The organism is Alphaproteobacteria bacterium, from assembly GCA_024244705.1.
GTDB lineage: Bacteria > Pseudomonadota > Alphaproteobacteria > JAAEOK01 > JAAEOK01 > JAAEOK01.
Genome location: JAAEOK010000050.1, coordinates 114,482 through 125,806, shown reverse-complemented (window position 1 = coordinate 125,806; position 11,325 = coordinate 114,482). Strand labels below are relative to the sequence as shown.

Annotated in this window: 11 protein-coding genes and 1 pseudogene; 3 read left to right on the top strand and 9 right to left on the bottom strand. The window is 62.3% G+C overall.

Annotated elements, in window-relative coordinates; genetic code table 11:
• Positions 1 to 234: 234 nt before the first annotated feature.
• On the top strand, positions 235 to 660 hold the full coding sequence (locus tag GY791_08440) for a hypothetical protein (protein ID MCP4328449.1): 426 nt from the start codon (positions 235 to 237) through the stop codon (positions 658 to 660).
• 16 nt (positions 661 to 676) lie between these two features.
• Here the strand turns inward: GY791_08440 and GY791_08435 are convergent.
• Positions 677 to 862 (bottom strand): annotated as a pseudogene (locus GY791_08435) (IS630 family transposase).
• Between the two features lie 21 nt (positions 863 to 883).
• Positions 884 to 1,225 carry a hypothetical protein gene (locus tag GY791_08430; GenBank protein ID MCP4328448.1) on the bottom strand — a complete coding sequence of 114 codons (342 nt, stop codon included), beginning with the start codon at positions 1,223 to 1,225 and terminating at the stop codon, positions 884 to 886.
• A gap of 18 nt (positions 1,226 to 1,243) precedes the next feature.
• On the opposite strand from GY791_08430, the gene GY791_08425 reads away from it, so the two are divergent.
• Entirely contained in the window at positions 1,244 to 1,546 is a 303-nt protein-coding gene (locus tag GY791_08425) for a hypothetical protein (protein ID MCP4328447.1), read from the top strand.
• 39 nt (positions 1,547 to 1,585) lie between these two features.
• On the opposite strand, the gene GY791_08420 is transcribed toward GY791_08425, so the two are convergent.
• From GY791_08420 to GY791_08400, 5 genes are all read right to left on the bottom strand, one after another.
• Positions 1,586 to 2,083: a hypothetical protein gene (locus GY791_08420; GenBank protein ID MCP4328446.1), complete on the bottom strand. Its 498-nt coding sequence runs from the start codon at positions 2,081 to 2,083 to the stop codon at positions 1,586 to 1,588.
• Positions 2,084 to 2,141: 58 nt separating this feature from the next.
• Positions 2,142 to 5,327, bottom strand: coding sequence for a hypothetical protein (locus GY791_08415; GenBank protein MCP4328445.1), 3,186 nt, complete (start codon positions 5,325 to 5,327; stop codon positions 2,142 to 2,144).
• Between the two features lie 123 nt (positions 5,328 to 5,450).
• Positions 5,451 to 5,906 carry a hypothetical protein gene (locus tag GY791_08410; GenBank protein ID MCP4328444.1) on the bottom strand — a complete coding sequence of 152 codons (456 nt, stop codon included), beginning with the start codon at positions 5,904 to 5,906 and terminating at the stop codon, positions 5,451 to 5,453.
• An 85-nt stretch (positions 5,907 to 5,991) separates the two neighbouring features.
• Positions 5,992 to 6,351, bottom strand: a complete 360-nt coding sequence (locus GY791_08405) for a hypothetical protein (GenBank protein MCP4328443.1) — start codon at positions 6,349 to 6,351, stop codon at positions 5,992 to 5,994.
• Between the two features lie 358 nt (positions 6,352 to 6,709).
• Complete coding sequence (locus GY791_08400; GenBank protein ID MCP4328442.1) at positions 6,710 to 9,154, bottom strand: hypothetical protein; 2,445 nt, start codon at positions 9,152 to 9,154, stop codon at positions 6,710 to 6,712.
• A gap of 278 nt (positions 9,155 to 9,432) precedes the next feature.
• On the opposite strand from GY791_08400, the gene GY791_08395 reads away from it, so the two are divergent.
• Positions 9,433 to 10,782: a hypothetical protein gene (locus GY791_08395; GenBank protein ID MCP4328441.1), complete on the top strand. Its 1,350-nt coding sequence runs from the start codon at positions 9,433 to 9,435 to the stop codon at positions 10,780 to 10,782.
• On the opposite strand, the gene GY791_08390 is transcribed toward GY791_08395, so the two are convergent.
• The gene (locus GY791_08390) at positions 10,779 to 10,976 is read right to left on the bottom strand and encodes a hypothetical protein (protein ID MCP4328440.1); all 198 of its coding nucleotides are present in this window, start codon (positions 10,974 to 10,976) and stop codon (positions 10,779 to 10,781) included. The genes GY791_08395 and GY791_08390 overlap by 4 nt on opposite strands.
• Complete coding sequence (locus tag GY791_08385; GenBank protein MCP4328439.1) at positions 10,957 to 11,325, bottom strand: hypothetical protein; 369 nt, start codon at positions 11,323 to 11,325, stop codon at positions 10,957 to 10,959. Before GY791_08385 ends, GY791_08390 begins: the two co-directional genes overlap by 20 nt.

The window sequence follows — 11,325 nt, the reverse complement described above, 5'->3', positions numbered from 1 at the left end:
GCCGGGTTTCTCATCGCCAAATCAGCCCGATCAAGAGCGGACCACAGCCTATCATGACAGCTCAGGGCCAGGTTCGCGGTCGGATGCCCATTCTGCTATCATTGTTGGCGATTGGGAGGAGCCATCTGGGGAATCCCGGCTAGTACCATAGTAACACAGGCGAACAATTGTGATTGCGGCACCGTCGAACTATCGAAACAACGCACTCAATCACCGAACGGGAGATCGGGACCGATGATAACGGAAGAGGAATACAACCAGTATATTCGCGACTTCAATTCCGCCTGCGCCGGTACCGGAATGGACTACTCCTCATTCTACGATAGGTGGTACGAGCCCGACGCAACCTTTGAATACATCCCCAAAGCGGCAATAAACAGCGGCAAAGCCAAGGCGGTCGCCTTTTGGACTGGTGTGTCGGAAATCATGGAAGAAACCATTCGCGATCACATCCACTTTCTCACGTCTCCTTCGACAATTGCCACTGAAGCCGCTATCGATTTTCTGTGTAAGAAAGACCTCGACTGGGTCGGCGTTCAGCACAAGGCGGGAACCTCGTTCCGACTCATGGTGGCGGCCTTCTATGAAGTCAGCGAAAACGACAAGATCCAATATGCGCGGGTGTATTCGATCTATCATCCTCACTATCAGGTCACCTAATACCAGCTTGCATTGACTAGAACCCATGGGCCCATTCTCGTTGACCGATGGACATGATTTTCCAGGGTTGATCGATGAGCTTGTTCCATGCCTCGCAACAGAGTGCGACGATTTGGTCATAGGATTGGAAGATCCTGTTTGACGGCCAGTTGTCGCGCAGGAACTGCCAGATGTTCTCGACCGGGTTCAACTCGGGCGATCTCGGCTAAAGCGTTTGGCCACCTTACCCGCCGCCCCAGCAGACGCCGGGCGGGTCGCCGACTTCGCGGCCGTCGTACCACGGCAAGTTTGGAAACTCCCAATCGTCCCACGGGCGCCACAGACCGTTGAGCATGCGCGCCTTGCCCTGGCCGCACCAGCGCAGAGCATCATGGCCGGCCCTGACATCCGAAATTGTGTCGCCGAGCGCCTGTCCGGTATGGGGGTATTCGACCTTGTAGTCACGGCAGGTCATCTTGTCGAGAATGCGCCAGATCTTGCGGACAAAGGCCTTTTCCGCCAAGTCGTCGCGATCGAACCACGAGGTGATCCAGCCCTCCTCAAGGGTCGGGTCGTCGAAGGCCATGCGTGGATTGGCAACCCAATGCCAGACCGAACGGTGCATGTCGAAATGAAACCTTCTTGGGAAATTCGCGAAATAGTCGACGTTGAACTGTTCGTCGCGTCGCTCTACGGGCTGCCATCCGGATTCCGGGATGAATCCGCCGATAAAAGTTTTGTTGCATTGAACGATGGATTGCCGCACCGGCAATTTGCAAACATTGTAGGGCCCCACGTCATAGAACAGTACCGTTCCAAAGGCTTCTTGCAGGGCGCGGGAAAAGGCGATCTCATCTGTCCGCGTCAAGATGAGAAAGCGCCTGCGGTAAGGGTGCTGCTTGCGTGACATCGGACGCGGGTCGGCGCGGGCTAGACCACCGACCGATCAATAATACATCGCCAGATAGAGCCCCTCGATACCCTGGTGCTCGGCCCAACGCGCCTGCCCGGCCAGCCCCGCGATACTTTCTTGGAGAAGAGTCCAATCCTCGTCGTTGATTTTTACGGCGGGAAGGTTGGTTACCCTCCCAAAAAAACCCACATAGCTCTTGACTAGGCCCTCCGCGTCGGGGTCCCGCGCCTCGAGCGCCGCGGCGAGACGCTCGAAGGCCCCCGCGACATCACCTGGTGCCTTGTAGACCAGGGGCAGCGTCGACTCGCCGGTTTCGAAATTGTTGGGCGGTTCCTGAATGATGTCGTCGAGGATCCCTAGCTGATAGCGCTCGCGAAGCCGTTCGATCGCCTCAGTAAACCCGTTCGGAAATCGAAACCGGAGGACCGCATTGTAGGTGGTCTTTTCCTCGAAGTTTCCGCCCTCGTCATACACCCGATCCAGGTCTTTCCTAGTCTGACCGGGCCAATAGAACTCAAATGAAACACCCATGGCGACCACTCCAGATTAGCAACTAATGATTGTAGTATATCGTAACGTATCAAAATCGTCACGCGTTAATTATCCCGTCGCCTTGCCTCCTTCCGGATTCGACCTCGCTCTCTATTATCCGCTCCAATCCACTGACGCCACGGACGTAAGCGTCGAGAAACAACCAGACGGGCGTCCAACTTGGTAATTCTTCGTAAAGTTGGTCACTGAGTTTTCGCGCTAGCCTTAGCGGAATCCCGTTCTCCCGCGCATATCTTTCAATGACATCTGTGAAGATGCTCAGGGGAATCTCTTCCAGGGGCACATTGAGATGCACGAAGTCCTGAGGACGGCCAACACTGATGAAGTATTGCCTTAATGTCTCCTGCGCCTTGGTTAATGTAGCTCCCCCGGTCTTGACCTCCTTGACCGACATTCCAACGAGTTCATCAACGGGGATATCGCCGTTTTTCTGGGATTTTCTATGCCTTCGTATTTGGGCGCGCGGGCCTTCGACAATATCGGGGACCGAGCGCTTGCCCCTAGATATTCGAGTGCCAACCTGTTCAATGACACTCCGCCCTCGGAAGAACCCCGATAATTGAAAACGCTTCGCGATGAACAGCTCTGCAGCACGGGCTCCGGCATTTATTGCTAAGGCTTGAACATTCGCTTGTTCCTTCGGAATCAATCGCTTGAACCAATCTTGCTGTGAAATCCACTCAACCAAAGGGTCGGACCCGGGAAGTCCTGCAAGAGCACGCATTTGAAACCGTCGCGAGACAGACACATTGCTTTCCAGCATGCGCCCGAGAAGCACCTTTGCTGACTTGATCCCGGGGCCGAACACCGTGCCGATGCCGGGAATGGCGCCGACCGTGTCGAGGAAAAGCATGACGCCGGCCAATGTCGCGGCGCCGAAGTCCCCCTCCTCCAACGCCGCGCGAAGGTCCTCGAAGTCATCGATTGCGTAACCGAGACTCCGCACGTGCCCGACGATCGGGAGAACGTCGAGCACGAAGTCGATCACCGACTCGCCGTCGACCAAGGTCGACCCGGCCCGTTCGCTCGCGAACGCGGTCATCACGGCGCCCGCGTCAGCGCCCCCTTCGAGGGTGTTGGCGGCCGCGAGCAGCGCATCGCGCAGGTCAGTATCGACGACGTCCGACGCGGTGATTTCCGGGGTTGCTTCGGCAAGAAAAACCGAAAACGATTCGGCTTCCCGGTCGAACCCCGCACGGTCGATACCGCCTGCGATGAACCGGGTCAGCAGTTGGAAGGCGCGGGCCGTCTTGCCCTCCCCTACCGCGACGGCGCGGGCGACGTTTCGGTCGAGCACGAACAGCGGCTCCTGGCTGTCGCCGGCAATGAACGCGATCCCGTTGCCCTTGGTCGGCCGCAATCTGAGGTTGTTGGCCTCCTCGTAAGCGCCGAAGATCACAGCGTCTTCGGCATGCCGGTCGTCCAGCGGATCGTCGTTCAGGAGCTTTTCGCGAAGCTCAACGATAGTTTGCCGCGCGAGCGACGCTGGCCCGCGTCCAGTAAGAACCTCCCGACTTTGGTCGAGGAATCGCCGTGCGTCCTTAAGTTCCGCTGTTGGATCGCTCCCGTCAGCACTCGATCGAAGTGCCTCAGGGTCCTGTAGTTCCAAGATTGCGCGGACGGCGTTGCGAAGTTGAAGGACGATACCCCGGTTCTCGCCGAACACGTCCTCGATTTCCTGGTCGATCGCATCGAGCTCATCGGTGGATTGGACGTTTTCGATCCGCTGGAGCATCGCCAGCTTTCGGTTCCTATCGTCCTCGGTGAACGGCGTGCCGCGCCATGGATCGTGGTCGACGGGAACGGCAAGGGTCGTACGCGCCAATTCGTGATTCGGGCGCTGGCCCATGCCAAATTCAGGGTCGGACCGATTTCCCTCGGAACCGGGCCCCGGCTCTATTTCGGGTTGAGCGCCCGGAAAGTTATCCTCGCCAGTCTGTTTGTCCCCTAGACGCTCCGCCGCCCTCTCCCCCGCCTGTAGCGCCTCGGTCTCGTCGATCCCGGCGCGCCGCGCGGCGGTGAAGGTCTCGGCGAAGGCCACGTCGCGCTCATCGAAGGCGGTAGCCAGATCGGGCGCCTCGGCGGCGATCGCGGCGATTGCCGCGGCGCCGGCCTGGCGCAACGCCGGATCGTCGGCGGCGAGCGCCACGGCAACGAAGGTGCGCGCCCCCGCCGGCACCAGGCCGAGCTGCAGCACCGCGTCGGCGACGGCTTCGCCGCGGGCCGCCAAGTCGAGTTCGGCCAGGCCCGGCGCCACGGTGACGTCGTAGAAGCGGTCGGCCGCCGAAATATCCGCCGGCTCGGCCGGATCGAGCGGCGGCCCGTCGCCGGCGACGCGGGCGGCGACGGCCGCCATGTCGGTACGCCTGGCGATCTCCCGTTCGGTGCGCGCTTCGGCCTGGCGCCACAGCCGGTCGCGCGTTGCGGCGCCGATGCGGCCATCGGCGAAGGCGTCGAGGATGTCGGTCCTATCGCCCCGCCCGGCGCGCATGTCGGCGGCCAGGCGGCCGGCCTCGCGGGCCTCGGCCTCTGCCGCGCCGGCGCTCCGCTCCGCGTCGCCGGTGGCGGCAGCGGCCCGCGCCATGGTGCGGAGCCGGTCTTCGATGTCGGGCGCCAGGACGCCAGCGAAGGCACCGTTTTCGAGCAGGTCGAGCGCGGCCGCGCCGCCCTCGCCCGCGATGGTGCCGGTCACCGCCGCCCGGGCCAGGCGCTGCCCGGCGCGGCGTTCGATGTCGGCGCGGTGGGCGCCGCTCACTCCCAGATCGTCGAGCAGCAGTGCGAGTTCGTCGCGGGCGAGGCCGAACAGCGCCGGTTCGGCACGGACCGCCGCCGCCTGGCGCGCGATGCCGTCGAGCACCGCGCGGTCGATCCGTTCGCCACCGCCCGCCGCGGCACGGAGCGCGGCTTGGCGCTGGACGCGATCGCGAAGCGCGGCCCGCGATCCGTCGAGCCCGGCCCGCTCCGGTTGCGGCAGGGCGTCGATCCGCGCCGCGAGACGCGCGTCGAGGTCGGCCATCACCGCATCGGCCGGCGGCACGGTTTCGGCGTCGAGCTGGGCGGCCAGCGCCGCGGCGCCCTCCTCCATCAACCCGGCGGCGATGGGAAAGGCGGCGGCGCGCGCTTCGAGCTGGCGCCGGCGGACGGTCACGTCTTGGGCCTCCGCATCGCCGGTGGCATCGGGGTGCGAAGCGGCGACCGGCAGGCCGCGCGGGAAGTCGGGCATGAGGAGTCTCCACAAAGAAAGGGCCCCGCGAGGGGGCCGTTGGGGATGGGTCAGGGGGGAGGCGTCGGCGCGCTTACGGCACCACCGGATACGGGATCAGACTAGGAGCGCGCATACCGCCGGTCACAACCAATCCGGACCGGCGCAGGGAATCTTTGCCACGTATGGTCCCCACAAATATATCACACCTTGCAATAGAACGGCCCACCAGTTGAGGCCGAATGAAAGCGTGGCGTCATGAATCCCGTCATGGTCGATGAGGAAAATGTGCCGATAGCCGTCGAACGGCAGGACGTAGCCATACTCGCCGCGAAGTCTGGTTCCCTTGGCCGCGACATTGACCTCGATATCGAAGCTCGCTTCTCCGCCCGGGTGCATGACGGGCGGATTTCGCTCGCTTAGCGCCGCTACTTCCCCGGCCCAGACTGCCTTGTCATTCATGCGCAACACGACGGCTATTCGGTGGCCGGTCCCATTGATGATCGTTACGTCGTTCGACGCGCAGGGGCTGAAGAACAGATAGGCCAGAGCGAGTATGAGCAATGCCGCTTGGCCGAACCTTCGCGGAGTAATTGGCATACACGCAAAGATTGCAGAAACCTTTGGTATTACCAACCCGCCCCTGCTACACGTTCCGGTGATTCATTTGCTGCGCTTGGCCAATTTAAAGCGTTTTGCCACCGTATCCGCCGCCCCAACAGACCTCCGGCGGATTATCGACTTCGAGGCCGTCGTACCAGGGCAGGTTCGGAAACGCCCAGTCGTCCCGCGGGCGCCAGCGCCCGCACAACATGCGCGCCTTGCCCTGGCCGCACCAACGCAGCGCGTCGTGGCCGGCCCACATATCCGAGATCGTATCGCCGAGCACACGGCCGGTATGGGGAAATTCGACCTTGTATTCCCGGCAGGTCATCTTGTCGAGAATGCGCCAGATCTTGCGGACAAAGGCCTTTTCCGCCGGATCGTCGCGGTCGAACCACGAGGTGATCCAACCCTCTTCCAGGGTCGGGTTATCGAAGGCCATCCGTTGATTGGCCACCCAATGCCAAACCGAGCGACTTATTTCAAAATGGAATGCCTTAGGCGAGTTGGCGAAATAATCAATGCCAAATTTCTCTTTCCGTTGCACGACGGGTTGCCAGCCAGACTCGGGGAGAAATCCGCCGATGTACTCCCTCGAACAGCCGACGATAAGTTCCTGGAGTGGCATTTTGCAGACATTGGATGGGCCCACGTCATAGAAAAGCACTGTCCCGAACGCTTCTTGCAAGGCGCGAGAAAAGGCGATCTCGTCTGTCCGCGTAAACACGAGAAAACGCCTACGGTAAGGACGCTGCTTGCGAGGCATACACTCTTTTACAACGCCCTAGCAGAAATATCAATTATTGGTTGTCTAATATCGTTCGTAGTTTTCTTTCAATCTTGCCTAGTTGGCCATCTTTAGGGATACCAACAATTATGGGCTTTTCGTCCATGTCAAATGCTTTCCACGCTCGATCTATTGCCCGCGCTTCACGATCGGTAGGAAGCCCATCTTTGTTTACGTCTATTGATTGGACGAGTAGGAGTGTAATTTTCTGTTCGCTTCGAATTAGAAATGCCAAATCGATATGAATTGATCCTGGCCGAGTGTCTCCGGGCTTACCGGTCACAGGGTCGACAAAAGCGATTCCAGGCCCTGGAATTCGGAACTCAGGCATGTCTTCTCCGGTTTCAGCATTTCTGCCGCCAGCGTAATGTATGATATCCAGCCCCTGCTTCTCCCCTTGGTTCTGTACATAATCGCGTATGCGATCATTCAGCTGCTTAACGGGATCAAGGCCTCTTCGATTCTCGACGATCGTCGGCTTGCTGAATTCCTCGCTCTCGTCGGGGAAGATGAATATGCCGCCCTCAGGCGCATCGGGAATGGTCGGGCCCGGCAAAATCTGGATTTCGGGCATGTCGGTCGGTTCAAGAGTCTCGGGTTGGTCGGTATTGATCGGCATGTCCGTGCGCGGTCCTTCTACTTTCGAGGGAGGTGGATCGACCGGCGCAATGCTGGGGCTGAGGAGATCGGTGATCGCATCGAACGTTTCCTCGCCGACACTTCGCCGACCCCGGCGACGGCGCTGCGCATCCTCATTTGCTACAATCGCGGTCCCGACCAAAAGCAGACCAATGAGGATAGGTATCGCGAGCGGCAGCACAGCCGTCTCGATCTCGCCAGGCTTGCTGCCCCGTTCTGGGGTGTTGGGGTCCGATGTCAGGTCGGTTTGCGTTTGCGGAGAAAATGAGGCTAATTGAAGTGTCGCCTCCTGAAAGTCATGAGCGGCGCCGGTATCTGCGGCATCGCGTGCCCTCAGGACCCTTTGCACAAACTCGTCAGCGGACTCCGGGCTTTGCGCGCTCCAACGCTCCGTCAGCGCGGCGAGTCCCGCCTCGACTACGGCATTTTCCTGCACGAGCGCCTGCCCGATGATAACCGCCGTCGCCTCGGCCGATTTTGGATCATCGGTCAAGCGATTTATCGCCTGGTCCAGGACTCCTTCGTGACGGCTGTCGACCTCCCTCACCTCCTCGGCCACCTCGTCCCCCGCCTGTAGCGCCTCGGTCTCGTCGATGCCCGCCCGCCACGCGGCGGTAAAGGTCTCGGCGAAGGCCACGTCGCGCTCATCGAATGCGGCGGCGAGCTCGGGCGCCTCGGCGGTGATCGCGGCGATTGCCGCGGCGCCGGCCTGGCGCAACGCCGGATCGTCGGCCGACAGCGCCAGGGCCGCGAAGGTGCGCGCCCCCGCCGGCACCAGGCCGAGCTGCAGCACCGCGTCGGCGACGGCTTCGCCGCGCACCCCTGGGTCGAGTTCGGCCAGGCCGGGCGCCACGGTGTCGTCGTAGAAGCGGTCGGCCGCCGAAATATCCTCCGGGTCGGCCAGGTCGAGCGGCGGCCCGTCGCCGGCGACGCGGGCGGCGACGGCCGCGATGTCGGTACGCCTGGCGATCTCCCGTTCGGAGCGCGTTTCGGCCTGGCGCCACAGCCGGTCGCGCGTTGCGGCGCCGATGTGGCCATCGGCGAAGGCGTCGAGGATGTCGGTCCTATCGCCCCGCCCGGCGCGCATGTCGGCGGCCAGGCGGCCGGCTTCAAGGGCCTCGGCCTCTGCCGCGCAGGCGCTCCGCTCCGCGTCGCCGGTGGCGGCCGCGGCCCGCGCCATGGTGCGGAGCCGGTCGGCGATGTCGGGCGCCAGGACGCCGTCGAAGGCACCGTTATCGAGCAGGTCGAGCGCGGCCGCGCCGCCCTCGCCCGCGATGGTTCCGGTCACCGCCGCCCGGACCAGGCGCTGCCCGGCGCGGCGTTCGATGTCGGCGCGGTGGGCGCCGCTCACTTCCAGATCGTCGAGCAGCAGTCCGAGTTCGTCGCGGGCGAGGCCGAACAGCGCCGGTTCGGCGCGGACCGCCGCCGCCTGGCGCGCGATGCCGTCGAGCACCGCGCGGTCGATCCGTTCGCCGCTGCCCGCCGCGGCACGGAGCGCGGCTTGGCGCTGGACGCGATCACGAAGCGCGGCCCGCGATCCGTCGAGCCCGGCCCGCTCCGGTTGCGGCAGGGCATCGATCCGCGCCGCGAGACGCGCGTCGAGGTCGGCCATCACCGCATCGGCCGGCGGCACGGTGTCGGCGTCGAGCCGGGCGGCCAGTGCCGCGGCGCCCTCCTCCATCAACCCGGCGGCGAGGGGAAAGGCGGCGGCGCGCGCTTCGAGCTGGCGCAGATGGCTGGTCTCGGCTTGGACCCCCGGGTCGGCGGCAGTTTCTTCGATCGGACGGGCGACCGGCAGGCCGCGCGGAAAGTCGGGCATGAGGAGTCTCCACAAAAAAAGGGCCCCGCGAGGGGGCCGTTGGGTTGAGGTCAGGGGGAAGGCGTCGGCGCGCTCGCGGCGCTACCGGATACCGCATCAGAATTGGTACGCGCGGACGACGCGGAGCGACGACATACGCGAGAACGGGAACAGGGATGACAAGAGAACATGGATGGGAATAGAGTCCGCGGTCGAGACGCTGCCGAAGTCCGCTCCCGGCCGTGATCTGAGCCATCAATCACGGCGCACGACTTTCGAGCACGGAAAGGATTTACCCAATGACGGCCGATTTCGATTTCGCCGATCACCTGGCGGAAGAATTCGAGGCACTCCACACCAATTGGCAAGGCTGGACGGGTCGCAACTTCTGGCAGTCGGGCAGCACCCTCTACACCCTCGTCACCGCTATCCTGTGCGCGCAAAGCATCTGGCCCCCGAACGACCCCCGGCGGCACATCCTGATCCCCAACGCCTGGCAAATGATCGGCGATTGTCAGCGCCTTTTTGTCGAGACCTACAAGAGCGACAAATCAAAGGGGTTTGACACGCGCAAAGGTGCCAATTGGTGGGACGATTACGGCTGGTGGGGGATCTCGTTCATCGATCTTTACGACCACTACGACGCCGTTTTCGGTTCGGACGGCGCGCCCGACCCCGGAACGGAGTGCTACGAAGACGACCACCTCTTGACCAAGGAGTGCGTTTTCCAATATGCCCACGATTGCTGGCAGGTGATGCAAAGCTACGCGTGGGTTTCGGCAAATAAGCAATATGACGGGCCGGCGCAGCCGGTCGAAGGTGGCTGCTGGAACTCGTATTTCAAACCGAAGGGCAACGGCGGGATCCAGAATACGGTGACCAACGCGCTCTACCTGTGTCTTTCGATCCGCCTTGGGCGTTGTGTTCCGGTTCTTGACTATCCATATCTTGATGCGATCACCGAGCAATTACGGTGGTTCTCCGAGTGGTTCGACCTCGAGAATGCGAGGTATGAATACCCGTCGTCCGATGCTTCATCGCGTCTCGTCTACGACCGGCCCACGGCTGCCGACAGCGAATACAACAAAGTCGGCGTTCCCAAGTATTACACCGGCGAGCCCGGTCAGATGTGGAGCGGAGACCAGGGCCTCTTGGTGGCGGCATTTGCCGACATCCTGAAGGCCGGCGGTATCCTTGGGCAGCTCCCCGCGTCGACCAAGGCCGAGGCCGAGGGCATCAAAAAAGGTTTGTCGCAGGGGGCGCGCGACTTCCTGACCAGCAGCGATGGCGTGTTCCACGAGGCTGTGCTTCATGGCGATGCCGCCACAACCTTCGGCGTCGATTATGCGCCGACGGGAAAGGGCGTTCTCATTCGATATCTCGCCTACGCCTTGGACGTGCTACCCAAAGGGATTTCCGACACCATCACGACGAACGCGATCGCCGTCTGCGAAAACCCTCCCGATCCGAACAAGAACAATTATGGACTGATCTGGGACGGCACCATCCCCGCGGGCGGAACCGAGATCGGAACCAACGAGGCCCAAATCGTAGTCGGAAAGCGTGGTGATATGAATCGCTGGACCAATGCACTGCGCACCTCACGGCTGGACGCCATCTGCGCCGCGATCTCCGCCGCGCAAAATTAACGCTGTCCTACATGGCTCATATCGGGTGCGATCTGGTTCGTGCACACGCCTTCGACCCGGTGATGGACGACCCGGTTGCGGGCGCCGACGACGATCCGTTCGTCGAGGATCAGCAGGCTGCACTCGATGCGCCGTTCCTCCGGGCCGCCGCATGCGGCCAGGAGCAACACCAGGCTAACCGGGAATAATCGCATCGAGCACGCCGACACCGAGCTTGATGATGTTCTCACGCCCGACGATGGCGCTCTGCACGCCCGGCCAGTGGGTGGTGCGCAGGATCTCCTTGTCCTCCTCGGTGAGGTCGTCGGCGATGAAGTTGAGCGTATCCTTGTCGAACTGCATGCGGGTCGCCGCCAGCACGCGGATCGTCGAATGCTCGCCGACCGTCATCTGCGACTGGATCGACTGGAACAGGGCGTCGAAATCGACCTCGCCGGCTTCGGTGCGGGCGATCTCGACCTTGCCGCGCGAGGTGATCACGTCGAGGGTGGCGACGTCCTCGACGCCCTGCTTGACGCGGTTGATGAAATCTCGAAGGGCCAT

Coding starts and splice junctions, on each gene's coding strand:
- GY791_08440 (MCP4328449.1), top strand. CDS start 235: ATGATAACGGAAGAGGAATACAACCAGTATATTCGCGACTTCAATTCC.
- GY791_08430 (MCP4328448.1), bottom strand. CDS start 1,225: ATGGCCTTCGACGACCCGACCCTTGAGGAGGGCTGGATCACCTCGTGG.
- GY791_08425 (MCP4328447.1), top strand. CDS start 1,244: ATGCCAGACCGAACGGTGCATGTCGAAATGAAACCTTCTTGGGAAATT.
- GY791_08420 (MCP4328446.1), bottom strand. CDS start 2,083: ATGGGTGTTTCATTTGAGTTCTATTGGCCCGGTCAGACTAGGAAAGAC.
- GY791_08415 (MCP4328445.1), bottom strand. CDS start 5,327: ATGCCCGACTTCCCGCGCGGCCTGCCGGTCGCCGCTTCGCACCCCGAT.
- GY791_08410 (MCP4328444.1), bottom strand. CDS start 5,906: ATGCCAATTACTCCGCGAAGGTTCGGCCAAGCGGCATTGCTCATACTC.
- GY791_08405 (MCP4328443.1), bottom strand. CDS start 6,351: ATGGCCTTCGATAACCCGACCCTGGAAGAGGGTTGGATCACCTCGTGG.
- GY791_08400 (MCP4328442.1), bottom strand. CDS start 9,154: ATGCCCGACTTTCCGCGCGGCCTGCCGGTCGCCCGTCCGATCGAAGAA.
- GY791_08395 (MCP4328441.1), top strand. CDS start 9,433: ATGACGGCCGATTTCGATTTCGCCGATCACCTGGCGGAAGAATTCGAG.
- GY791_08390 (MCP4328440.1), bottom strand. CDS start 10,976: ATGCGATTATTCCCGGTTAGCCTGGTGTTGCTCCTGGCCGCATGCGGC.
- GY791_08385 (MCP4328439.1), bottom strand. CDS start 11,325: ATGGCCCTTCGAGATTTCATCAACCGCGTCAAGCAGGGCGTCGAGGAC.